The 23,044-nt window shown below is 54.4% G+C and carries 21 protein-coding genes and 2 tRNA genes; 16 read left to right on the forward strand and 7 right to left on the reverse strand.

All coding sequences use genetic code 11. The features are described 5' to 3' along the window. Positions 1-19 precede the first annotated feature (19 nt). Together BV390_RS24000 and BV390_RS24005 are read left to right on the forward strand one after the other, a co-directional pair. Positions 20-96, forward strand: a tRNA-Asp gene (locus BV390_RS24000). A 55-nt stretch (positions 97-151) separates the two neighbouring features. Further along, positions 152-227, forward strand: a tRNA-Trp gene (locus tag BV390_RS24005). A gap of 92 nt (positions 228-319) precedes the next feature. On the opposite strand, the gene hdfR is transcribed toward BV390_RS24005, so the two are convergent. Then, complete coding sequence (gene hdfR, locus BV390_RS24010; protein WP_032690060.1) at positions 320-1,141, reverse strand: HTH-type transcriptional regulator HdfR; 822 nt, start codon at positions 1,139-1,141, stop codon at positions 320-322. Between the two features lie 118 nt (positions 1,142-1,259). On the opposite strand from hdfR, the gene BV390_RS24015 reads away from it, so the two are divergent. Then, the gene (locus BV390_RS24015; RefSeq protein WP_004869479.1) at positions 1,260-1,598 is read left to right on the forward strand and encodes a MaoP family protein; all 339 of its coding nucleotides are present in this window, start codon (positions 1,260-1,262) and stop codon (positions 1,596-1,598) included. A gap of 24 nt (positions 1,599-1,622) precedes the next feature. Here BV390_RS24015 and BV390_RS24020 read toward each other — a convergent pair whose 3' ends face one another. Continuing rightward, positions 1,623-3,143, reverse strand: coding sequence for a YifB family Mg chelatase-like AAA ATPase (locus BV390_RS24020; RefSeq protein ID WP_085397428.1), 1,521 nt, complete (start codon positions 3,141-3,143; stop codon positions 1,623-1,625). Between the two features lie 365 nt (positions 3,144-3,508). Here BV390_RS24020 and ilvL point away from each other — a divergent pair, with 365 nt between their 5' ends. The 7 genes from ilvL to ilvA all read left to right on the forward strand — a co-directional run bounded on the left by ilvL (position 3,509) and on the right by ilvA (position 10,079). Further along, a complete protein-coding gene (gene ilvL, locus BV390_RS24025; RefSeq protein WP_001311244.1) occupies positions 3,509-3,607 on the forward strand; it encodes an ilv operon leader peptide in 99 nt (32 codons plus the stop codon). An 87-nt stretch (positions 3,608-3,694) separates the two neighbouring features. After that, positions 3,695-3,745: a peptide IlvX gene (ilvX, locus tag BV390_RS31975; protein ID WP_202403780.1), complete on the forward strand. Its 51-nt coding sequence runs from the start codon at positions 3,695-3,697 to the stop codon at positions 3,743-3,745. A gap of 2 nt (positions 3,746-3,747) precedes the next feature. Beyond that, entirely contained in the window at positions 3,748-5,394 is a 1,647-nt protein-coding gene (gene ilvG, locus BV390_RS24030; RefSeq protein ID WP_032690057.1) for an acetolactate synthase 2 catalytic subunit, read from the forward strand. After that, positions 5,391-5,648 carry an acetolactate synthase 2 small subunit gene (gene ilvM, locus BV390_RS24035; RefSeq protein WP_004869489.1) on the forward strand — a complete coding sequence of 86 codons (258 nt, stop codon included), beginning with the start codon at positions 5,391-5,393 and terminating at the stop codon, positions 5,646-5,648. Before ilvG ends, ilvM begins: the two co-directional genes overlap by 4 nt. Before the next feature lie 16 nt (positions 5,649-5,664). After that, positions 5,665-6,594, forward strand: a complete 930-nt coding sequence (gene ilvE, locus BV390_RS24040) for a branched-chain-amino-acid transaminase (protein ID WP_004869492.1) — start codon at positions 5,665-5,667, stop codon at positions 6,592-6,594. Positions 6,595-6,681: 87 nt separating this feature from the next. Next, positions 6,682-8,532: a dihydroxy-acid dehydratase gene (gene ilvD / locus BV390_RS24045; protein WP_032697961.1), complete on the forward strand. Its 1,851-nt coding sequence runs from the start codon at positions 6,682-6,684 to the stop codon at positions 8,530-8,532. A gap of 2 nt (positions 8,533-8,534) precedes the next feature. Then, positions 8,535-10,079 (forward strand): threonine ammonia-lyase, biosynthetic, encoded by a 1,545-nt coding sequence (gene ilvA, locus BV390_RS24050; protein ID WP_015585418.1) that lies wholly within the window; start codon positions 8,535-8,537, stop codon positions 10,077-10,079. Positions 10,080-10,149: 70 nt separating this feature from the next. Here ilvA and ilvY read toward each other — a convergent pair whose 3' ends face one another. After that, on the reverse strand, positions 10,150-11,040 hold the full coding sequence (gene ilvY / locus BV390_RS24055; protein ID WP_004869503.1) for an HTH-type transcriptional activator IlvY: 891 nt from the start codon (positions 11,038-11,040) through the stop codon (positions 10,150-10,152). A gap of 150 nt (positions 11,041-11,190) precedes the next feature. On the opposite strand from ilvY, the gene ilvC reads away from it, so the two are divergent. Continuing rightward, entirely contained in the window at positions 11,191-12,666 is a 1,476-nt protein-coding gene (ilvC, locus tag BV390_RS24060) for a ketol-acid reductoisomerase (protein WP_032690056.1), read from the forward strand. Positions 12,667-12,751: 85 nt separating this feature from the next. Here ilvC and ppiC (BV390_RS24065) read toward each other — a convergent pair whose 3' ends face one another. Then, positions 12,752-13,033: a peptidylprolyl isomerase PpiC gene (gene ppiC / locus BV390_RS24065; RefSeq protein ID WP_004869510.1), complete on the reverse strand. Its 282-nt coding sequence runs from the start codon at positions 13,031-13,033 to the stop codon at positions 12,752-12,754. Between the two features lie 50 nt (positions 13,034-13,083). Then, positions 13,084-13,365, reverse strand: a complete 282-nt coding sequence (ppiC, locus tag BV390_RS24070) for a peptidylprolyl isomerase PpiC (RefSeq protein ID WP_032690055.1) — start codon at positions 13,363-13,365, stop codon at positions 13,084-13,086. 112 nt (positions 13,366-13,477) lie between these two features. On the opposite strand from ppiC (BV390_RS24070), the gene rep reads away from it, so the two are divergent. Beyond that, positions 13,478-15,499 (forward strand): DNA helicase Rep, encoded by a 2,022-nt coding sequence (gene rep, locus BV390_RS24075; RefSeq protein WP_032690054.1) that lies wholly within the window; start codon positions 13,478-13,480, stop codon positions 15,497-15,499. Positions 15,500-15,569: 70 nt separating this feature from the next. Here the strand turns inward: rep and gppA are convergent, their stop codons facing one another. Both gppA and rhlB read right to left on the reverse strand, forming a co-directional pair. Next, entirely contained in the window at positions 15,570-17,054 is a 1,485-nt protein-coding gene (gene gppA, locus BV390_RS24080) for a guanosine-5'-triphosphate,3'-diphosphate diphosphatase (RefSeq protein ID WP_015585415.1), read from the reverse strand. An 8-nt stretch (positions 17,055-17,062) separates the two neighbouring features. Then, on the reverse strand, positions 17,063-18,328 hold the full coding sequence (gene rhlB / locus BV390_RS24085; protein WP_004869522.1) for an ATP-dependent RNA helicase RhlB: 1,266 nt from the start codon (positions 18,326-18,328) through the stop codon (positions 17,063-17,065). 342 nt (positions 18,329-18,670) lie between these two features. Here rhlB and trxA point away from each other — a divergent pair, with 342 nt between their 5' ends. The 4 genes from trxA to wzzE all read left to right on the forward strand — a co-directional run bounded on the left by trxA (position 18,671) and on the right by wzzE (position 22,997). Next, positions 18,671-19,000 carry a thioredoxin TrxA gene (trxA, locus tag BV390_RS24090; protein ID WP_004869525.1) on the forward strand — a complete coding sequence of 110 codons (330 nt, stop codon included), beginning with the start codon at positions 18,671-18,673 and terminating at the stop codon, positions 18,998-19,000. A 333-nt stretch (positions 19,001-19,333) separates the two neighbouring features. Next, positions 19,334-20,593 carry a transcription termination factor Rho gene (gene rho, locus BV390_RS24100; RefSeq protein ID WP_002883293.1) on the forward strand — a complete coding sequence of 420 codons (1,260 nt, stop codon included), beginning with the start codon at positions 19,334-19,336 and terminating at the stop codon, positions 20,591-20,593. A 240-nt stretch (positions 20,594-20,833) separates the two neighbouring features. Continuing rightward, on the forward strand, positions 20,834-21,937 hold the full coding sequence (wecA, locus tag BV390_RS24105; RefSeq protein WP_004869531.1) for a UDP-N-acetylglucosamine--undecaprenyl-phosphate N-acetylglucosaminephosphotransferase: 1,104 nt from the start codon (positions 20,834-20,836) through the stop codon (positions 21,935-21,937). A gap of 13 nt (positions 21,938-21,950) precedes the next feature. Continuing rightward, entirely contained in the window at positions 21,951-22,997 is a 1,047-nt protein-coding gene (gene wzzE, locus BV390_RS24110; protein WP_015585414.1) for an ECA polysaccharide chain length modulation protein, read from the forward strand. Positions 22,998-23,044 lie beyond the last annotated feature (47 nt).

A 23,044-nucleotide genomic window follows, 5' to 3' on the forward strand; every position in this document is an offset into this window, starting at 1 on the left:
AGTTGTAGAAAAATTCGGTGGAGCGGTAGTTCAGTCGGTTAGAATACCTGCCTGTCACGCAGGGGGTCGCGGGTTCGAGTCCCGTCCGTTCCGCCACTTATTAAAAGTTAAGCCTGCTAAATTAATTAGCGGGCTTAATAGTAAGAGATTTAGGGGCGTAGCTCAGTTGGTAGAGCACCGGTCTCCAAAACCGGGTGTCGCGAGTTCGAGTCTCTCCGCCCCTGCCATATATAATCCTTTGCTCAGGCAAAGGATTTTTTTTGTCTGTTATTTTCCATCCCCAAAATCTTCCAGCATCCTCCGTCCCTGGAGGTACGCATTATTCCAGTATATTTGTCTTCAGTATTTCGCGGATCTGTACCTGTTTATCGCTGTTTTGTAGCCAGATAGCGTACAGGGGCCGGGATAGCGTTGTACTGTCCGTCACCGTATGCAGACCGCTTTTATCCTTTGCCCAGCGTGTCGGTAGCCATGTGCAACCGTTGAGCGCAGCAAGTTGCTGATAGGCCAGTTCAGCGGAACTGGTTGTCAGCAGAGGAACATCATCACTGCCAATTAGTCCGACCTCATTTTGTTGGAAGTCCGGACCCCATTCCAGGCGCAGATAATTCAATTCATTCTTAGTTTTAAATGGCGAGGCGCAATAGAGTGCCAGGGTGAAATTACCGAGTAACTGGCTGCTTAATTCGTCCATTTTCGGAGATTCTGTCGTGATCAGTAGATCAAGCTGTCGTTCATGTAACTGTTTAACAAGCGATTGTCGCTGTGCAATCCGCGCTTCAAACTGCAGGTTACAGGGCTCTTTGTAGAGCTTCCCCAGCCATCCGTTAAGCATGCATTCCCACAAAGATGCGCTGCCGCCAATTGAAAATTCATTGTGCCGGGAAGCATTCGCAACCTCTTTTCGTGCCGCCTGCCAGGTGTTCATCAGGGTTTCGGCATAAGGAAGGAGTTTATCGCCGGCTGACGTCAGGCGGATGTTATTGCGATGGCGGGTAAAAAGGTTCACGCCAAGCTGGTTTTCCAGCTGACGAATACGAAAGCTGACGGCCGACTGCGTCAGATAAAGCGCCTCTGCTGCTCGTCCAAAGTGGCGAGTTCTGCTCACCTCAAGGAAAGTTTTGAGCAATTCCGTATCCACACTCTTCTCCGCAAAATTATTTGTCGTAATGATTTAAATCTTTTGTTTTACACTCTGTCAAGCGTAACTAATACTCCGCGCCATAAATAGCTCGGCCAAAGAATCAGGAGCGTGTAGGATGGCGGAAAGCTTTATGACGACTAATCGTTTTTTCGATAATAAACATTATCCGCGCGGGTTCTCCCGTCATGGTGATTTCACCATCAAAGAGGCACAACTGCTGGAACAGCATGGTTATGCTCTTAACGAACTGGAACTGGGTAAACGCGAACCTGTCACCGAAGATGAAAAACAGTTTGTTTCGGTATGTCGTGGTGAACGTGAGCCAGCCACGGAAATGGAACGCGTCTGGATTAAGTATATGGCGCGTATTAAGCGGCCTAAGCGTTTTCATACGCTGTCCGGCGGGAAACCGCAGGTTGAAGGCGCTGAAGATTACACCGAAAGCGATGATTAACAAAAAAGGGCGTAAGCCCTTTTTTTATGCCATGAGTTTTTGCAAATGGTTCAGCATCCTGTCTATCGCCCGATAACCAAGGGCCTCCTGCAGGTGGTAGCGCTCAATACAGGGTTCCCCCCCTATGTCGGCGATGGTCCGGGCGACTTTCAGCAGACGCTGCCAGGCGCGGATAGAAAGCCCCAGCTGCGATAGTACCTGTTCCAGCCAGATAGCATCCTCTTTACTGAGCGGACACCAGATTTTCATTTCGTTACTCTCCAGATGGGCATTGAGTTTCTCCTGCCGGGCCAGCTGTTTGTCTCGGGCGGCGAGAACCCGCTTCCTCACGCTGGCGCTATTTTCCTCGCCAGAGACTGCCTGGCTGAGCACGCCTGGAGGCGGTAGAGGAATTTCCAGCGAGAGGTCGAACCGGTCGAGGAACGGCCCGGACAGGCGACCCAGATAGCGTAAGGTTTGTTCCGGTGATGCGCGATTATGATGACCCTGGTAATGCCCGGTGGGGCTGGGATTCATAGCCGCAATAAGCTGAAAATGTGCCGGATAGTCAATTTTCGCACGCGTTCGTGAAATATGTATTTTCCCTGACTCTATCGGCTCCCGCAAAGCATCCAACACCCGGCGTTCAAACTCCGGTAGTTCATCGAGAAATAGCACCCCGTTGTGTGCCAGCGAGATCTCTCCGGGTATCGGGATTGAACCCCCCCCTACCATTGCCGCGAGAGAAGCGCTGTGATGCGGACTGCGAAACGGCCGCCGGCGCCACTGTTTTGTTGCGCGATGGCGACTCAACAGACTAAGAATGGCGGCGCTTTCGAGCGCCTCCTGATTGCTTAACGGTGGCAGAAGACCTGGCAACCGGCTGGCAAGCATGGTTTTTCCTGTTCCGGGAGGGCCAATCAACAGCAGGTTGTGACCCCCTGCGGCAACGATTTCCAACGCCCGTTTTCCTTGCTGCTGGCCAATAACATCGCTCAGATCAGGTAGAGGGTCATCAGGAAGTTCTTCCTCCGGTATGGAAGGATTGAGCGCATGGCGTCCCTCGAGAAAAGCACACACTTCCTGCAGATGCCCGGCGACAAGACACTCGTGGCCCTCAATGAGCCCCACTTCTGCAGCGTTATCCTCGGCGACGATAATTTGTCGTCCGGCTTTTATCGCCTCCATTGCACTGGAGATAGCGCCAGGAACGCCGCGTAGCGCCCCTGTGAGCGCGAGCTCGCCGATAAACTCATATTGATTCAACCTGGACGCATCTAGCTGCTCCGACGCGACCAGAAGCGCGAGAGCGATGGGGAGATCGTATCGCCCGCCTTCTTTTGGCAAATCAGCAGGGGCCAGATTGATGGTGATCTTTTTGGCCGGAAACGTATAGCCGCTGTTAATTATCGCGCTGCGTACCCGGTCACGAGCCTCTCTTACCGTGGTTTCAGGAAGCCCTACCATGGTTAACCCGGGAAGCCCGTTGCTGATATGTATTTCGATCGTAATAAGTGGGGCACTGATACCGAAAGCAGCCCGTGTGTAAATAATCGCGAGTGACATAATGCCTCCTGAGTACGGGCATTATGTCGGCAGAAAAAGGGGCAGTAATGAGTAAGAAATGTATTCTACGCGCCATGTTCCAGCGAATATCGCCGGATATTGTGACATTTCACTCATGATGGAAGCAGCATCGCAGACGGCCATCATGGTGAAATAGCGTATTGCCGGAAACCGCCGCATCGTCATAGAAAAGGGTGATAAATTGAATTTTTTTCATTTTATATTTTTTCTATTAAAAACAATTGTTTTACAAAAAACTGTTAGCGCGATCAGTAAGTGATGTATAAAAAAATCTTGTGTTTATTGTGATGTCTGTGGTAACTCTTTAGGTATTCCTTCGAACAAGAAGCCAGAAAGTACAGAAAATGACAGCCCTTCTACGAGTGATTAGCCTGGTCGTGATTAGCGTGGTGGTGATTATTATCCCACCGTGCGGGGCTGCACTTGGACGAGGAAAGGCTTAGAAATCAAGCCTTAACGAACTAAGACCCCCGCACCGAAAGGTCCGGGGGTTTTTTTATAACTTAAAAATGATAAGCGAGGAGCAGACAATGACGAATAGCATAAAATTCTGTTTCTCCCGATCTATGACGGGGAACTAACTATGAATGGGGCACAGTGGGTAGTACATGCTTTGCGGGCACAGGGGGTCGACACGGTTTTTGGCTATCCTGGTGGCGCGATTATGCCGGTTTACGATGCATTGTATGACGGCGGCGTGGAACACCTGTTGTGCCGCCACGAGCAAGGAGCGGCCATGGCAGCTATCGGCTATGCTCGCGCCACCGGCAAAACCGGCGTGTGCATCGCCACATCAGGTCCAGGTGCGACGAACCTGATCACCGGCCTGGCTGATGCGTTACTGGACTCTGTCCCTGTTGTCGCCATCACTGGTCAGGTCGCGGCGCCGTTTATCGGCACCGATGCTTTCCAGGAAGTGGACGTCCTTGGTTTATCACTGGCCTGTACGAAACATAGTTTTCTCGTGCAGTCGCTGGAAGAACTGCCGCGAGTGATCGCTGAAGCTTTCCAGGTCGCAAACTCTGGCCGCCCAGGCCCGGTTCTGGTTGATATCCCGAAAGATATCCAGCTGGCGAAGGGTGAGCTTGAACCGTATTTCTCGACGGTTGATAACGACATTGCCTTCCCCCATGCAGAAGTTGAGCAGGCGCTGCAGATGTTAGCTGCCGCGCAAAAACCGATGCTGTACGTCGGCGGTGGCGTGGGCATGGCGCAGGCGGTGCCTGCGTTGCGCGAATTTATCGCCATTACGCAAATGCCGGCCACCTGCACGCTGAAAGGTCTGGGGGCCGTTGATGCGGCCTATCCGTACTATCTGGGCATGCTGGGGATGCACGGCACCAAAGCGGCCAATCTGGCGGTACAGGAATGTGACCTGCTGATCGCCGTTGGCGCCCGCTTCGATGACCGTGTTACCGGGAAGCTGAATACCTTTGCTCCGCACGCCAAAGTTATCCATCTGGATATCGATCCGGCGGAGCTGAACAAGCTGCGTCAGGCACATGTTGCCCTGGCGGGCGATCTGAATACATTGCTGCCAGCGTTGCAGAAGCCGCTGACTATCGACGCCTGGCGCCAGCATAATCAGGCGCTGCGTGACGAGCACGCATGGCGCTACGACCATCCGGGTGAGGGTATTTACGCACCGCTGTTGCTCAAACAGCTCTCCGACCGTAAGCCGGCCGATAGCGTTGTGACAACCGACGTCGGTCAACATCAAATGTGGTCAGCGCAGCATATGACCTATACACGCCCTGAGAATTTTATTACCTCCAGCGGTCTGGGCACGATGGGCTTTGGCCTGCCGGCTGCGGTTGGCGCTCAAGTTGCACGTCCGAACGATACCGTTATCTGCGTCTCCGGCGATGGTTCGTTCATGATGAACGTGCAGGAGCTGGGTACCGTGAAGCGTAAACAGCTGCCGTTGAAGATCCTGTTGCTGGATAACCAGCGTTTAGGCATGGTGCGTCAGTGGCAGCAGCTGTTTTTCGAGGAGCGCTATAGCGAAACCACCCTCACTGATAATCCCGATTTTGTCACGCTGGCCAGCGCTTTCGGCATTCCTGGACAGCACATCACCCGTAAAGACCAGGTTGAAGCGGCTCTCGACACCATGCTTTCGAGCCAGGGGCCATACCTGCTTCATGTCTCAATCGATGAGCTTGAGAACGTCTGGCCGTTGGTACCGCCCGGTGCCAGTAATGCAGAAATGCTGGAGAAATTATCATGATGCAACATCAGGTCGCTTTGCAGGCTCGCTTCAATCCGGAAACCTTAGAACGCGTGCTGCGCGTGGTACGTCACCGTGGCTTTCAGGTTTGTTCCATGAATATGGAAACCGCGGCAGATGCCGGCAACATAAATATTGAATTGACCGTTGCCAGCCAGCGGCCCGTCGAATTACTGTTTAGTCAATTAAGTAAGCTGGTCGACGTCGCCTGCGTCGAGATCCAGCAACCAACATCACAACAAATCCGCGCATAAGCGCAAGGGAAGAAAAATGACGACGAAAAAAGCTGATTACATTTGGTTCAACGGCGAGATGGTTCCGTGGGGAGAGGCGAAGGTTCACGTGATGTCTCACGCGCTTCACTACGGCACTTCCGTGTTTGAAGGCATCCGTTGCTACGACTCACATAAAGGACCGGTGGTGTTCCGTCATCGCGAACATATGCAGCGTCTGCATGACTCAGCCAAAATCTATCGTTTTCCGGTCTCTCAAAGCATTGATGAGTTGATGGAAGCCTGCCGCGAAGTTATCCGCAAAAATAACCTGACCAGCGCGTATATTCGTCCACTGGTCTTTGTTGGCGACGTTGGCATGGGTGTTAACCCGCCTGCGGGATACAGCACTGACGTGATCATCGCGGCGTTCCCGTGGGGAGCTTATCTTGGCGCTGAAGCGCTGGATCAGGGGATCGATGCGATGGTTTCTTCCTGGAACCGTGTCGCGCCCAATACCATCCCGACCGCGGCAAAAGCCGGGGGTAACTACCTCTCTTCCCTGCTGGTTGGCAGCGAAGCGCGCCGCCATGGTTATCAGGAAGGGATCGCGCTGGACGTTAACGGCTATATCTCCGAGGGCGCGGGTGAGAACCTGTTTGAAGTGAAAGATGGCGTGTTGTTCACTCCGCCATTTACCTCTTCTGCGCTGCCGGGCATTACCCGCGACGCGATCATTAAACTGGCAAAAGATCTGGATATTGAAGTCCGCGAGCAGGTGCTGTCCCGTGAATCTCTGTATCTGGCTGATGAAGTCTTTATGTCTGGTACTGCTGCGGAAATCACTCCGGTGCGCAGCGTTGACGGTATTCAGGTTGGCGAAGGTCGCTGCGGCCCGGTCACCAAGCGTATTCAGCAAGCTTTCTTTGGTCTCTTCACCGGTGAAACCGAGGATAAATGGGGCTGGTTGGATCAGGTTAACCAATAAACATACCCGTCATATTTCAAGCATAAGCATAAAAAAATGGGGTGGCACGCAGCGCCCCATGTCACAGAGACTGGGAGTAACTAAAGCATGCCTAAGTACCGTTCCGCCACCACCACTCACGGCCGTAATATGGCGGGTGCCCGCGCGCTGTGGCGCGCAACCGGGATGACCGATGCTGATTTCGGTAAGCCGATTATCGCCGTTGTTAACTCCTTCACCCAATTTGTACCGGGTCATGTACATCTGCGCGATCTGGGTAAGCTGGTTGCTGAGCAGATTGAAGCCTCAGGCGGCGTTGCCAAAGAATTTAACACCATCGCGGTGGATGATGGGATCGCCATGGGGCATGGGGGTATGCTTTATTCACTGCCATCCCGTGAACTGATCGCCGACTCGGTTGAGTACATGGTTAACGCGCACTGCGCCGATGCCATGGTCTGCATTTCCAACTGTGACAAAATCACCCCGGGGATGCTGATGGCGTCCTTGCGCCTGAATATTCCGGTGATTTTTGTCTCCGGTGGCCCAATGGAAGCCGGGAAAACCAAGCTTTCTGACAAAATCATCAAACTCGACCTTGTCGATGCGATGATTCAGGGGGCGGATCCAAAAGTCTCCGACGAACAGAGTGAGCAGGTCGAGCGTTCCGCCTGTCCGACCTGTGGTTCTTGTTCGGGGATGTTTACCGCCAACTCGATGAACTGCCTGACCGAAGCGCTGGGTCTGTCCCAGCCGGGTAACGGCTCTCTGCTGGCGACACACGCCGACCGTAAGGAGCTGTTCCTCAACGCGGGGAAACGCATCGTTGAGCTGACTAAGCGCTATTACGAGCAGGATGATGCATCCGCGTTGCCGCGCAACATCGCCAGCAAAGCGGCGTTTGAAAACGCCATGACCCTGGATATTGCCATGGGCGGTTCGACGAATACCGTTCTGCACCTGCTGGCCGCCGCGCAGGAAGCGGAAATCGACTTCACTATGAGTGATATCGATAAGCTGTCCCGCAAGGTTCCGCAGTTGTGTAAAGTGGCGCCGAGCACGCAGAAGTACCATATGGAAGATGTGCACCGTGCGGGCGGCGTACTGGGGATTCTCGGCGAGCTCGATCGTGCCGGGCTGCTGAACCGCGAGGTGAAAAACGTTCTCGGTCTGACTCTGCCACAAACGCTCGATCAATATGATGTCATGCTGACTAAAGATGACGCGGTGAAAAAAATGTTCCGCGCCGGCCCGGCGGGTATCCGGACGACTCAGGCGTTCTCGCAGGACTGCCGCTGGGATACATTGGACGACGATCGTGCCGAAGGGTGTATCCGTTCACTGGAGCATGCTTACAGCAAAGACGGCGGTCTGGCGGTTCTGTACGGCAACTTTGCGGAAAACGGCTGTATTGTTAAAACCGCAGGGGTGGATGACAGTATTCTGAAATTCACCGGCCCGGCGAAAGTCTATGAAAGCCAGGATGAAGCCGTCGACGCGATCCTGGGCGGTAAAGTGGTGGCGGGCGACGTCGTGGTTATTCGCTACGAAGGGCCGAAGGGCGGTCCGGGAATGCAGGAAATGCTCTATCCGACGACCTTCCTGAAATCCATGGGTCTGGGTAAAGCCTGTGCGCTGATCACCGACGGGCGTTTCTCCGGCGGTACCTCGGGTCTGTCGATTGGCCACGTCTCACCGGAAGCAGCCAGCGGCGGCAATATCGCGATCATTGAAGACGGCGACATGATTGCCATTGATATTCCGAACCGGGGTATTCAGCTGCAGCTGAGCGATGCCGAAATCGCCGCGCGTCGTGAAGCACAAGAGGCCCGCGGCGATCGTGCCTGGACGCCGAAAGCACGTGAACGTCAGGTCTCCTTTGCACTCCGCGCGTACGCCAGCCTGGCAACCAGCGCCGATAAGGGCGCGGTTCGCGATAAATCAAAACTGGGGGGTTAATGATGGCTGAATCACAACCCCTGTCTGCCGCCCCCGAAGGGGCGGAATATCTCAGGGCGGTGCTGCGCGCACCGGTCTATGAAGCGGCGCAGATTACGCCGTTGCAAAAAATGGAAAAAATCTCGTCGCGTCTTGATAACGTGATTCTGGTGAAGCGTGAAGATCGCCAGCCGGTTCATAGCTTCAAGCTGCGCGGGGCCTACGCAATGATGGCAGGCCTGACGGAAGAGCAAAAAGCGCAGGGAGTGATTACCGCTTCTGCGGGCAACCACGCCCAGGGGGTTGCGTTCTCGGCATCGCGTCTTGGCGTGAAGGCGCTGATCGTCATGCCGGTTGCCACGGCGGACATCAAAGTGGATGCCGTACGTAACTTTGGCGGTGAGGTACTGCTGCACGGCGCTAATTTTGATGAAGCGAAAGCGAAAGCCATCGAGCTGGCGCAACAGCAGAACTTCACCTGGGTCCCGCCGTTTGACCACCCGATGGTGATTGCCGGGCAGGGCACGCTGGCGTTGGAGCTGCTACAGCAGGATGCACACCTGGACCGCGTGTTTGTCCCGGTTGGCGGCGGTGGGCTTGCCGCAGGCGTAGCGGTGCTGATCAAGCAGCTGATGCCGCAGATCAAAGTGATCGCGGTGGAAGCAGAGGACTCCGCCTGTCTGAAAGCCGCGCTGGATGCCGGACATCCGGTCGATCTGCCGCGCGTCGGGCTGTTTGCCGAAGGCGTGGCGGTGAAACGTATCGGCGACGAGACCTTCCGCCTCTGCCAGGAGTATCTTGATGATATCGTCACCGTCGACAGCGATGCGATTTGCGCGGCGATGAAAGATCTGTTCGAAGATGTTCGCGCCGTGGCTGAACCGTCTGGTGCGCTGGCGCTGGCAGGAATGAAAAAGTATATCGCGCAGCATGATATCCGCGGCGAGCGGTTGGCACATGTGCTTTCCGGGGCCAACGTTAACTTCCACGGCCTGCGCTACGTCTCCGAACGCTGCGAGCTGGGAGAGCAACGTGAAGCGCTGCTGGCGGTGACCATTCCTGAAGAGAAGGGCAGCTTCCTGAAGTTTTGTCAGCTGCTGGGTGGCCGTTCAGTGACCGAGTTCAACTACCGTTTTGCTGATGCCAAAGACGCCTGCATTTTTGTTGGGGTTCGTCTGAGCCGCGGTCTGGAAGAACGCAAAGAGATTTTGAGTCTGCTGCACGAAGGCGGCTATAGCGTTGTCGATCTTTCTGATGACGAAATGGCGAAACTTCATGTGCGCTATATGGTCGGTGGGCGGCCGTCAAAACCGCTGCAAGAGCGACTGTTCAGCTTCGAATTCCCCGAATCACCGGGGGCGTTGCTCAAGTTCCTGCATACGTTAGGGACCCACTGGAACATCTCGTTGTTCCACTATCGCAGCCACGGAACCGATTATGGCCGCGTGCTGGCGGCGTTCGAGCTTGGCGATCATGAGCCGGATTTCGAAACCCGACTCCATGAGCTGGGCTATGACTGCCACGATGAAACCAATAACCCGGCGTTCAGGTTCTTTCTCGCGGGCTAATGGCTGATGGCGCTGCGCTCATCGGGCCTACAATCAGATTACAGGCCAGGTAAGGCGTGTGCGCCAAATATCAGTGGTTCGGCAGAATCGACCAGAAAGCATCAATAAGCGGCTCATACAGCCGCTTTTTTTGTGCGCACACGCCTAGTTCAAACGGCGTTTTCTCATCGCTGCGCTCTAAAATCATCACGCGATTGCGTACCGGTTCCGGACTGTTCTCCAGTACCACTTCCGGAATTAAAGCCACGCCGCAGCCGAGCGCGACCATCGACACCATCGCTTCATGGCCGCCCACGGTGGCGTAAATCGAGGGATTGCTGATTTTGTGGCGGCGAAACCACAGTTCGATGCGGCGGCGCACCGGCCCCTGATCGGCCATGATAAACGGTACGGTTGACCAGTCGGGCTTCTCCTGGCTCACCTGGGTGCGTACCGGACAGGCCAATGCCGGGGCGATCAGCACGACCGCCAGGTTTTCCAGCATCGAAAACGCCACGGAGCCCGGCAGCGTTTCCGGCTTGCCGGCAATCGCCAGATCGGCCTCGCCGGTGACAACTTTCTCCATTGCATCCGCGGCATCGCCGGTGGAAAGCTTAATCTCCACCGAAGGGTGAGCCGCGCGGAAGCGATCGAGAATCGGCGGCAGATGACTGTAGGCTGCCGTCACCGAGCAGAAGATATGCAGCTCGCCGGAAAGCGAAGGGCCTTGCTGATCGATGGCATGACGAAGCTGCTGGTACTGTAGCAGCGTCTGCTGTGCGAACAGGCGCAGCTCTTCGCCAGCTTCGGTCAAGGTGACGGTACGGTTATCGCGAACAAACAGCGGCTGCCCGAGATCTTCTTCCAGGCGCTGGATCTGGCGCGAAAGGGTGGAGGGGCTGACGTGCATCGCCCGCGCGCTGCGGCCAAAATGGCGGCTTTCGGCCAGATGCAGGAAGGTTTTCAGATCGCGTAAATCCACACTCCGTACTCCACGGTTTTGCATTGCAGAAATTGCAACGTGACGTTGTGAATATATCAATTTCCGCAATAAATTTCCTGTCATATAGTAAGTTCATTCTCGCAAAAGCGAACCGAACAATAAGACAGTACAACATCACGAGGTATCACCATGGCTAACTACTTTAATACACTGAATCTGCGCCAGCAGCTGGCGCAGCTGGGTAAATGTCGCTTTATGGGCCGCGACGAATTCGCTGATGGCGCCAGCTACCTTCAGGGTAAAAAAGTGGTCATTGTCGGCTGTGGCGCGCAGGGTCTGAACCAGGGCCTGAACATGCGTGATTCCGGTCTGGATATCTCCTATGCGCTGCGTAAAGAAGCGATTGCTGAAAAGCGCGCATCCTGGCGTAAAGCGACCGAAAACGGCTTCAAAGTGGGGACCTACGAAGAGCTGATCCCACAGGCTGACCTGGTGGTTAACCTGACGCCGGACAAACAGCACTCCGACGTTGTGCGTTCCGTTCAGCCGCTGATGAAAGATGGCGCGGCGCTGGGCTACTCCCACGGCTTCAACATCGTCGAAGTGGGTGAGCAGATTCGTAAAGACATCACCGTTGTGATGGTGGCGCCGAAGTGCCCGGGTACCGAAGTGCGTGAAGAGTACAAACGTGGTTTCGGCGTACCGACGCTGATCGCGGTTCACCCGGAAAACGACCCGAAAGGTGAAGGCATGGCGATTGCTAAAGCCTGGGCCGCAGCAACCGGTGGTCACCGTGCGGGCGTTCTGGAATCTTCCTTTGTTGCGGAAGTGAAATCTGACCTGATGGGCGAGCAGACGATTCTGTGCGGTATGCTGCAGGCTGGTTCTCTGCTGTGCTTCGACAAGCTGGTGGAAGAAGGTACCGATCCGGCATACGCCGAAAAACTGATTCAGTTCGGCTGGGAAACCATCACTGAAGCGCTGAAGCAGGGCGGTATCACCCTGATGATGGATCGCCTGTCTAACCCGGCGAAACTGCGTGCTTATGCGCTGTCCGAACAGCTGAAAGAGATCATGGCGCCGCTGTTCCAGAAACATATGGATGACATCATCTCCGGCGAATTCTCCTCCGGCATGATGGCTGACTGGGCCAACGATGATAAGAAACTGCTGACCTGGCGTGAAGAGACCGGTAAAACCGCGTTCGAGACCGCCCCGCAGTTTGAAGGTAAAATCGGCGAGCAGGAGTACTTCGATAAAGGCGTTCTGATGATCGCGATGGTGAAAGCGGGCGTTGAGCTGGCGTTCGAAACCATGGTTGATTCCGGCATCATCGAAGAGTCTGCTTACTACGAATCACTGCATGAGCTGCCGCTGATCGCGAACACCATCGCGCGTAAGCGTCTGTACGAAATGAACGTGGTTATCTCCGATACCGCAGAATACGGTAACTACCTGTTCTCTTATGCCTGCGTACCGCTGCTGAAAGAGTTCATGACTACCCTGCAGACCGGCGACCTGGGCAAAGCAATTGCCGAAGGCGCGGTAGACAACGCTCAGCTGCGCGACGTGAATGAAGCGGTTCGCGGCCACGCTATTGAGCAGGTTGGTAAGAAACTGCGCGGCTATATGACTGATATGAAACGTATCGCGGTAGCAGGTTAAGCAGATTGTCGGGTGGCGCTTCGCCTACCCGACCTACAAAACCGCAAGATGTAGGCCGGGTAAGGCGTAGCCGCCACCCGGCTTTTTATTTGCGGTACAGGACTTTGATGATGTGGTAGCCAAACTGAGTGTGCAGCGGGCCGGTCGGCTCCAGCTCAGGGCAGGAGAAGACGACTTTATCAAATGCCGGAACCATCTGACCCTGTTTGAACTCGCCTAAATGACCGCCCTTTTTACCTGACGGACAAGTGGAGTGCTTTTTCGCCAGCTTCTCGAAATCGGCGCCGTTTTTAATCTGCTCCAGCAGGTCGAGTGCCAGTTTCTCTTCTTTCACCAGGATGTGCATTGCTGCCGCTGTTTTTGCCATGATCGTACCTTGATAATTTACGATGAATCAGACGGCAATATTAGCATGCGCTAACGGCGGTAGAGCACCTTAATGATGTGGTAGCCGAACTTCGTTTTTACCGGTCCGTAGGGTTTTAGCAGCGGGCAGGTGAAGACGGCTTTATCAAACGGCCCGACCATCGCTCCCTGCGTAAACTCACCGAGATCGCCACCGTTGCGCCCGGAGGGGCATTTCGAATAGCGCTTTGCCAGGTGATCGAAGCTGACGCCTCGCTCCAGTTTAGCGAGGATCTCCTGCGCCAGTTTCTCTTCTTTTACCAGGATATGCAGGGCTGCTGCTGACTTTGCCATTGTTTTGTTCTCTGGAGTATCGGTGTTGCCAACACTTTACCATTAGCCGGTAAATCTCCACCCGGCTTTCTGCTACAATCCCCACCCCGTTCGAAGATTGAGCAAGACTCCCATGCGTTTAAACCCTGGCCAACAACAAGCCGTCGAATTTGTTACCGGACCGTGCCTGGTGCTGGCGGGCGCCGGTTCCGGTAAGACCCGCGTTATCACCAATAAAATCGCTCACCTGATCCGCGGGTGCGGCTATCAGGCGCGCCATATTGCGGCGGTAACCTTTACCAACAAAGCGGCACGTGAAATGAAAGAACGTGTCGGGCAAACGCTGGGGCGCAAAGAGGCGCGGGGCCTGATGATTTCCACCTTCCATACCCTGGGGCTGGATATTATTAAGCGTGAGTATGCTGCGCTAGGGATGAAATCTAACTTTTCTCTGTTCGATGATACCGACCAGGTTGCACTGCTTAAAGAGCTGACCGAAGGGCTGATCGACGACGATAAAGTCGTGTTGCAGCAGCTGATCTCGACGATCTCCAACTGGAAAAACGATCTGCAAACCCCGGCGCAGGCCGCGGCAGGCGCAAAGGGTGAACGGGAGCGGATCTTTGCCCACTGCTACGGGCTCTATGATGGCCATATGAAGGCCTGCAACGTGCTGGATTTTGACGATCTGATCCTGTTGCCGACCCTGCTGTTACAGCGCAATGAAGAGGTGCGCGAACGCTGGCAAAACAAGATTCGCTATCTGCTGGTGGATGAATATCAGGATACCAACACCAGTCAGTATGAGATGGTGAAGCTGCTGGTGGGGCAGCGTGCGCGCTTTACCGTCGTCGGCGATGATGACCAGTCGATCTACTCCTGGCGCGGGGCCCGGCCGCAGAACCTGGTCCTGCTGAGCCAGGATTTCCCGGCGCTGCAGGTGATCAAGCTGGAACAGAACTACCGTTCTTCCGGGCGCATACTAAAAGCCGCTAACATCCTGATTGCCAACAACCCGCACGTCTTCGAAAAACGCCTGTTTTCCGAGTTGGGATATGGCGTAGAGCTTAAAGTGCTTTCAGCAAACCACGAAGAGCATGAAGCGGAACGGGTGACCGGGGAACTGATCGCCCATCACTTTATCAATAAGACGCAATATAAAGATTACGCCATTCTCTACCGCGGCAACCATCAGTCGCGGGTCTTTGAAAAGATGCTGATGCAAAACCGCATCCCGTACAAAATTTCGGGCGGTACGTCGTTCTTTTCACGGCCCGAGATTAAAGACCTGTTGGCCTATCTGCGCGTGCTGACTAACCCGGATGATGACAGCGCCTTCCTGCGTATCGTCAATACGCCAAAACGCGAAATCGGCCCGGCCACCTTGCAAAAGCTGGGCGAGTGGGCGATGACCCGTAACAAGAGCTTGTTTACCGCCAGTTTTGATATGGGTCTCAACCAGACGTTAACCGGCCGCGGCTATGATGCGCTCACCGGGTTTACCCAGTGGCTGGCTGACATCCAGCGCCTGGCGGAGCGCGAACCGGTCGCCGCGGTGCGCGATCTGATTCGCGGAGTGGATTATGAATCCTGGCTGTATGAGACCTCCCCAAGCCCGAAGGCCGCAGAAATGCGGATGAAAAACGTCAATCAGCTGTTCAGCTGGATGACGGAGATGCTTGAAGGCAGCGACATAGACGAGCCGATGACCCTGACCCAGGTGGTCACTCGTTTTACCCTGCGCGATATGATGGAGCGCGGCGAGTCTGATGAAGAGTCGGATCAGGTGCAGTTGATGACCCTGCACGCCTCGAAGGGGCTGGAGTTTCCCTACGTCTATCTGGTGGGTATGGAAGAGGGGCTGCTGCCGCATCAGAGTAGCATCGATGAAGACAACGTCGATGAAGAGCGCCGCCTGGCGTATGTCGGGATTACCCGCGCGCAAAAAGAGCTGACCTTCACGCTGTGTAAAGAGCGCCGTCAGTACGGAGAACTGGTGCGCCCTGAGCCCAGCCGTTTTCTGCTGGAGCTGCCGCAGGATGACCTGATCTGGGAGCAGGAGCGCAAGGTTATCTCGCCGGAGGAGCGGATGCATAAAGGGCAGGCCAACGTCGCCAATATTCGTGCGATGCTGGCAAAAGCGAAAGGGAAGTAGGACGACCGCATATCTCCCGGTGGTACACACCGGGGGAGATGTTACTGAACCCGCTGCTTATCAGGCGGAATTAAGCCACTTCGAGAGCCCAGTGGACATAGCTTTGCCACTGGCACTCCTGCTCCACCATCTCCCGACCCAGCGGATGACTTTCCAGCCATCCCTCCGGCAGCGTCAGCACCAGTTTCTCGCCGTCGACGGCCAGTGAAATGGCCGGCAGCAGATCGTCGCGACGGCGGCTGGCAAACAGGATCGCCAGACGCAGCAGCCGACACAAGTGCTCTGCAACCCGCGGTTTCACCGCATTTTGTTGATGGAGCGAGGAGAGGTCGATGGTGTTGGTCTGGTTGAGCAGTAGCGTCGCGAGCAGTTTTTTCTGCGCCGGCGTGAAGCCGGGGAGATCGAGGTTGCTCACCAGATAGGCGGCGTGCTGCGGGGCGCGTTTAAAATCGACGCTCAGGCCAATTTCGTGCAGCTCGCAGGCGCTGGCGAGCAGCTCGCGGCTGAGCGATTCCAGCTCCCAGGCATCGTCCAGCTGATTCACCAGATGTGCTGCGAGTTGGGTGACGCGCTGGGCCTGCTCGGTGTCGATCATAAAGCGGCGTTGAATATTGCGCAGCGTACGGCTACGGATATCCTGATCGACGGACAGATGCAGCATGCCGTAAACCAGGCCTTCACGGAGCGCACCGCCCGCGAGGGTCATACACTGAATATTCAGTTCGCTGAAAATGGCGATAAGTATGGCCAGCCCGCTGGGGAAAACCAGCGCTCGTTCTAAGGTTAAACCTTCGATTTCCAGCTCTTCCAGGCGCCCGCACTGAATCGCGCGCTGCTTGAGCTGCTGCAATTTAGCCAGGGTGATACGCTCGTCCATTCCCTGCGCCATCATGATTTCCTGCAGAGCCTGAACGGTACCGGATGCGCCGACGCAAACTTTCCAGCCGTGGTAATTCAGGATGTCAGTAATCGGACGCAGAACTTCCCGAGCCGCATTCTCGGCGAGATCGAAGTTTTCTTTCGTCAGGTTACGATCGGCGAAGTAGCGTTCCAGCCAGGTGACGCATCCCATCGACAGGCTAAACAGAGAGGTAGTCTGTGCCCCCGTGCCGGTCACCAGTTCGGTACTGGCGCCGCCAATATCGACCACCAGGCGCCGGTCTTCGCCGCCGGTCGTATGTGCAACGCCTTGATAAATCAGCCGGGCTTCTTCTTCACCGCTGATGACCTGCACCGGACAGCCGAGGATTTCCCGGGCCTTCGCTAAAAACTCGTCGGCATTGACGGCCAGGCGCAGCGTGGCGGTCGCCACAACGCGAATTTGAATGGGGGGGATATCCTGCAGGCGTTCGGCAAACAGACGCAAACACTGCCATCCACGCTCCATCGCTTCCGCGGAGAGCGTGTTATCGCTGTTCAGACCAGCGGCCAGACGCACTTTGCGTTTGATGCGGCTGAGCGTCTGGATGCTCCCGGCCACCTCGCGTACAACCAACATATGAAAGCTATTAGAACCAAGATCGATAGCTGCATAAAGCGAGGTGGAACTGAGCATAGATTTATTTAACCTGAACGACGACGGTTACGAGGCGGACCGCTGCGACGCGGGCCATTGCCAGTGCGTGGGCGCGTCAGGCGCAGCGGCTTAGGCAAATCTGTCATAAGTGCATCTGGGTTGTACTTGCTGACCGGAATAGAGTGACCGGTGTAGGTCTCAATCGCCGGAAGATTCAGCGCGTACTCTTCGCAGGCCAGGCTGATTGAGTGACCGCTGGCGCCCGCGCGACCGGTACGGCCGATACGGTGGACATAATCTTCACAGTCGTCCGGCAGGTCATAGTTAAAGACGTGCGTGACGGCCGGGATATGCAGACCACGTGCAGCAACGTCAGTCGCCACCAGAATGTCGATATCGCCACGGGTGAACTCTTCAAGAATCCGCAGACGCTTTTTCTGTGCGACGTCGCCGGTTAACAAGCCGACGCGATGACCGTCTGCTGCCAGGTGGCCCCAGATATCTTCGCAACGATGTTTAGTGTTTGCGAAAATAATGGCGCGATCCGGCCACTCTTCTTCCAGCAGCGTCTGCAACAGGCGCATTTTTTCTTCGTTGGAAGGATAGAACAGCTCTTCTTTAATCCGGTGACCCGTTTTCTGTTCCGGCTCGACTTCAACATATTCGGCGTTGTTCATTTGTTCAAACGCCAGTTCGCGGACACGGTAAGAAAGCGTTGCGGAGAACAGCATGTTCAGACGCTGATTGGTCGGCGGCATACGACGGAACAGCCAGCGGATATCTTTAATAAAGCCGAGATCGTACATGCGATCGGCTTCATCCAGCACGACGACCTGAATCGCACCAAGGTTAATATGATTTTGTTTGGCGTAATCAATAAGACGGCCGGTGGTACCGATCAGAATATCGACGCCGCTTTCCAGCACTTTCAGCTGCTTATCGTAGCCATCGCCGCCGTACGCCAGACCCAGCTTCAGGCCAGTGGCTGCAGCCAGCGGTTCTGCGTCAGCGTGAATTTGTACCGCCAGCTCACGCGTAGGAGCCATGATCAGCGCACGCGGTTGGTTTACCTGGCGGTCAGCGCTGGCCGGGTGAGAGAGAAGGTAATGAAACGTTGACGTCAGGAACGCCATCGTTTTTCCGGTACCGGTTTGCGCCTGCCCGGCGACATCACGACCTTCCAGCGTTAGCGGAAGAGCGAGTGCCTGAATGGGCGTACAATTATGAAACCCTTTCTTTTCAAGGGCTTCAATCACTGCCGGGTGCAGGGCGAAGTCGGAAAACTTCTGTTCTGTTAAATGTGTTTTGCTCATAGTGTGGTAGAATATCAGCTAACTATTGCATTAAGAAAGCGTATCCGTTGAAATAACGTCAACCTTTCGTTGGCTATACGCGAAATGACTTAAGGTGCATCTACGGCAACCTGATGAATCCTCGAAAGCTTAGACTACTCAGCGAGTCGAGGAGAATTAATCTACCGGGAACGGTTTGAAGGCGGTTTGCTTTGGCTCCTGCAAGACGACGTCCATGAGGGATCGGATCGCGCAGTTGCCAGTAATAGAAGCATCCTGAACAATAACGTGTATAACGTAGCATCGGCACGTCGTTGATGTCTGCGACACCAACACACCAGGCTTATTCCTGTGGAGTTAAATATGAGCGATAAAATTATTCACCTGACTGACGACAGTTTTGACACGGACGTACTCAAGGCAGACGGGCTAACCCTCGTCGATTTCTGGGCAGAGTGGTGCGGTCCGTGCAAAATGATCGCCCCGATTCTGGATGAGATCGCTGAAGAGTATCAGGGCAAACTGACCGTAGCTAAACTGAACATCGATCAGAACCCGGGTACTGCGCCGAAATACGGCATTCGCGGCATCCCGACTCTGCTGCTGTTTAAGAACGGCGAAGTGGCGGCAACGAAGGTTGGCGCCCTGTCTAAAGGCCAACTGAAAGATTTCCTCGACGCCAACCTGGCGTAAGCGGTTTGCCATTCCGGCGTCCGGGTTCCTATTTTTAGCGGAACTCTGGACGCCCGGCTAGAGTCGTGCTAAGTTAACTTCAGACTTCGTTTTAAACATACCTTATTGTTTGAATCTTGTTTTACCCGAAGCGTCCCGCAGAAAATGCGCGAGAGGCTACAAATTCCGGGCTTTTCACTCATTCCGTTTTGTCGTTCCAGCTCTGCGTTCTTTCCTGTGACCAGGCAACGTACAGGCACGAGATGAAGGCCGTTAACAGGCATGGATGTTCCTGCCATACCATTCACAACATTAAGTTCGAGTTCTACCCCGAGTTTAAGAACCCACACCATTATGAATCTTACCGAATTAAAGAATACGCCGGTTTCTGAGCTGATTACTCTCGGCGAAAATATGGGGCTGGAAAACCTGGCCCGTATGCGTAAGCAGGATATTATTTTTGCCATCCTCAAGCAGCATTCGAAGAGTGGCGAAGATATCTTTGGCGATGGCGTACTGGAGATACTGCAGGATGGATTTGGTTTCCTCCGCTCCGCAGACAGCTCCTACCTCGCCGGTCCCGATGACATCTACGTATCCCCAAGCCAAATCCGCCGTTTCAACCTCCGCACTGGTGACACCATTTCCGGTAAGATTCGTCCTCCTAAAGAGGGTGAGCGTTACTTTGCGCTGTTGAAAGTTAACGAAGTTAACTACGACAAGCCGGAAAACGCGCGTAATAAGATCCTGTTCGAGAACTTGACGCCGCTGCATGCGAACTCACGTCTGCGTATGGAACGTGGTAACGGTTCAACCGAAGACTTAACCGCACGTGTGCTGGATCTGGCTTCGCCAATTGGTCGCGGTCAGCGTGGTCTGATTGTGGCGCCGCCGAAAGCGGGTAAAACCATGCTGCTGCAGAATATCGCGCAGAGCATCGCCTACAACCATCCTGACTGCGTGCTGATGGTGCTGCTGATCGACGAACGTCCGGAAGAAGTGACCGAGATGCAGCGTCTGGTTAAAGGTGAAGTGGTTGCTTCCACCTTTGACGAACCGGCTTCTCGCCACGTTCAGGTTGCCGAGATGGTTATCGAGAAGGCGAAACGCCTGGTTGAGCACAAGAAAGACGTTATCATTCTGCTCGACTCCATTACTCGTCTGGCGCGTGCCTACAACACCGTTGTTCCGGCTTCCGGTAAAGTGTTGACCGGTGGTGTGGATGCCAACGCCCTGCATCGTCCGAAGCGTTTCTTCGGTGCAGCACGTAACGTGGAAGAGGGCGGTAGCCTGACTATCATCGCCACCGCGCTGATTGATACCGGCTCCAAAATGGATGAGGTTATCTACGAAGAGTTTAAAGGCACCGGTAACATGGAGCTGCATCTCTCGCGTAAGATCGCTGAAAAACGCGTCTTCCCGGCTATCGACTACAACCGTTCCGGTACCCGTAAAGAAGAGCTGCTTACCACCCAGGAAGAGCTGCAGAAGATGTGGATCCTGCGTAAAATCATCCATCCGATGGGTGAGATTGACGCGATGGAGTTCCTCATCAACAAACTGGCAATGACCAAAACGAACGATGACTTCTTCGATATGATGAAGCGCTCGTAAGTTAAAAAAAGCCCAAAAACGCCACGCAATCGCGTGGCGTTTTGTTTTTTGGGTTTGTATGATCCAGGAAGGGAAAAGGAAGCAGGGATTATCGTATGATTAGCGCGCCACTCCAGGCAGAGATGATTTTAACAGACTAAAATCTATACAATAAATTTGTAATGTTCTGCTTTACCCCTTCAGGAGTTGAGACATCGTCGTTATACTTCCCGGATTAACCATGCTGAGAGCACATGTGTTGTGAATTTACTCACTGCTATTACTGAATTAATCAGTATTTTCTTATTCACTACCCTTTTTATATTTGTTGCCCGAAAAGCAGCAAAAAAAGTCGGGTTAGTGGATAAACCTAACTATCGAAAACGGCACCAGGGTTTGGTTCCGTTAGTGGGTGGCATCTCAGTTTATGCTGGCATTTGTTTTACTTTTGCCATCGCTGATTATTACATTCCTCATTCATCCTTATATCTGGCCTGCGCCGGCATCCTTGTGCTGGTCGGTGCGCTGGATGATCGGTTTGATATCAGTGTAAAAATTCGCGCGGTGATTCAGGCCGCCATTGCCGTTGTCATGATGACGGCAGGAAATCTGCACCTGAGTAGTCTGGGCTATATTTTTGGTTCGTGGGAGCTGGTCCTCGGCCCCTTTGGCTTCTTCCTCACCCTTTTCGCCGTCTGGGCCGCGATTAACGCCTTTAATATGGTGGATGGTATCGACGGGCTGCTCGGCGGTCTGTCATCGGTCTCCTTTGCGGCAACCGGCATTATTCTGTGGTTTGACGGCCAATACAGCCTGGCAATGTGGTGTTTTGCGATGATAGCCGCCATTCTGCCCTATATTTTACTTAACCTCGGCGCGCTTGGCCGTCGTTATAAAGTTTTTATGGGTGATGCCGGCAGTACCATGATTGGCTTCACCATCATCTGGATTCTGCTGGAAACGACCCAGGGCAAAACGCATCCCATTAGCCCGGTGACCGCCCTGTGGATTATTGCGATTCCGTTGATGGATATGGTGGCGATTATGTATCGCCGCCTGCGTAAGGGTATGAGTCCGTTCTCTCCGGATCGCCAGCATATTCATCATTTGATCATGCGTGCCGGGTTTACTTCCCGACAGGCGTTTGTCCTGATCACCCTGGCGGCCGCGCTACTGGCGCTGGTGGGCGTGGTGGCGGAATATACCCGTATCGTTCCTGAATGGGTGATGTTAATTCTCTTTTTGTTGGCCTTTTTCCTTTATGGCTACTGCATTAAACGCGCATGGAAAGTGGCGCGACTGGTTAAGCGCATCAGACGCAGAATACGGCGACACAGCGGCAATAATCCAAAATTAACCAAGTAGAACTGGGGACGTGATGACTCAACCATTACCGGGAGCACAAGCAGTGAACGTTGAGAATGAGCTGGATATTCGCGGGCTGTTTCGCGCCTTATGGGCAGGAAAAATCTGGATCGCCGGCATGGCCGTGCTATTTGCGCTGATCGTTCTGGTTTACGCCTTCTTTGCTCGCCAGGAGTGGAGCGCAACGGCGATAACCGATCGGCCAACCGTGAATATGCTGGGCGGTTACTATTCTCAACAGCAGTTCTTACGCAATCTGGATATTAAAGCCAATCTGGTTCCGGTCGACCAGCCGTCGGCGATGGATCAAGCCTACAAAGAGTTCATCATGCAGCAGGGGTCCTGGGATACCCGCCGCGATTTTTGGTTGCAAACTGACTATTACAAACAGCGCCAGTCGGGCAATGCCCGCGCGGACGCTGCGCTGCTGGACGATCTGATTAACAATATTCAGTTCATGCCCGGCGACCCGCTAAAAAATGTTAATGACAGCGTGAAGCTGACGGCAGAAACCGCGGCGGATGCCAATAATCTGCTGCGCCAGTACGTGGCCTTCGCCAGCCAGCGTGCGGCAGGGCACCTAAATGACGAGCTGAAAGGCGCCTGGGCGGCCCGCACCGTACAGATGAAAGCGCAGGTGAAGCGCCAGGAAGAGGTGGCGCGCGAAATTTTCAACCGCCGTACCCACAGCGTGGAAGAGGCGTTGAAAGTGGCGCAGCAGCACAATATCTCCCGCAGTGAAACGGACATCCCGGCCGATCAGCTGCCGGATTCCGAGCTGTTCTTGCTCGGCAGGCCAATGCTGCAGGCGCGGCTGGAAAATTTGCAAGCGGTGGGGCCGGAATACGATCTCGACTATGACCAAAGCCGTGCCATGCTGAATACGCTCAACGTCGGACCGACATTAGATCCGCGTTTTCAGACTTACCGGTATTTGCGTACGCCGGAAGAACCGGTAAAACGCGATAGCCCGCGGCGCGTATTTCTGATGGTGATGTGGGGTATCGTGGGCGCGCTCATCGGCGCAGGCGTTGCATTATCGCGACGCAGAGTCCAGTGAATGCGGCCTGTGATGAAGCATTAATCAACTTCATCACCTAATCGAAG

This window comes from Klebsiella sp. YJ, assembly GCF_002108615.1.
Classification (GTDB): domain Bacteria; phylum Pseudomonadota; class Gammaproteobacteria; order Enterobacterales; family Enterobacteriaceae; genus Klebsiella; species Klebsiella planticola.

Coding starts and splice junctions, on each gene's coding strand:
- ilvE (WP_004869492.1), top strand. CDS start 5,665: ATGACGACGAAAAAAGCTGATTACATTTGGTTCAACGGCGAGATGGTT.
- trxA (WP_004869525.1), top strand. CDS start 18,671: ATGAGCGATAAAATTATTCACCTGACTGACGACAGTTTTGACACGGAC.
- rhlB (WP_004869522.1), bottom strand. CDS start 18,328: ATGAGCAAAACACATTTAACAGAACAGAAGTTTTCCGACTTCGCCCTG.
- ppiC (WP_004869510.1), bottom strand. CDS start 13,033: ATGGCAAAAACAGCGGCAGCAATGCACATCCTGGTGAAAGAAGAGAAA.
- rho (WP_002883293.1), top strand. CDS start 19,334: ATGAATCTTACCGAATTAAAGAATACGCCGGTTTCTGAGCTGATTACT.
- ilvD (WP_032697961.1), top strand. CDS start 6,682: ATGCCTAAGTACCGTTCCGCCACCACCACTCACGGCCGTAATATGGCG.
- gppA (WP_015585415.1), bottom strand. CDS start 17,054: ATGCTCAGTTCCACCTCGCTTTATGCAGCTATCGATCTTGGTTCTAAT.
- ilvA (WP_015585418.1), top strand. CDS start 8,535: ATGGCTGAATCACAACCCCTGTCTGCCGCCCCCGAAGGGGCGGAATAT.
- rep (WP_032690054.1), top strand. CDS start 13,478: ATGCGTTTAAACCCTGGCCAACAACAAGCCGTCGAATTTGTTACCGGA.
- ilvC (WP_032690056.1), top strand. CDS start 11,191: ATGGCTAACTACTTTAATACACTGAATCTGCGCCAGCAGCTGGCGCAG.
- wzzE (WP_015585414.1), top strand. CDS start 21,951: ATGACTCAACCATTACCGGGAGCACAAGCAGTGAACGTTGAGAATGAG.
- ppiC (WP_032690055.1), bottom strand. CDS start 13,365: ATGGCAAAGTCAGCAGCAGCCCTGCATATCCTGGTAAAAGAAGAGAAA.
- ilvL (WP_001311244.1), top strand. CDS start 3,509: ATGACAGCCCTTCTACGAGTGATTAGCCTGGTCGTGATTAGCGTGGTG.
- BV390_RS24020 (WP_085397428.1), bottom strand. CDS start 3,143: ATGTCACTCGCGATTATTTACACACGGGCTGCTTTCGGTATCAGTGCC.
- ilvG (WP_032690057.1), top strand. CDS start 3,748: ATGAATGGGGCACAGTGGGTAGTACATGCTTTGCGGGCACAGGGGGTC.
- ilvM (WP_004869489.1), top strand. CDS start 5,391: ATGATGCAACATCAGGTCGCTTTGCAGGCTCGCTTCAATCCGGAAACC.
- BV390_RS24015 (WP_004869479.1), top strand. CDS start 1,260: ATGGCGGAAAGCTTTATGACGACTAATCGTTTTTTCGATAATAAACAT.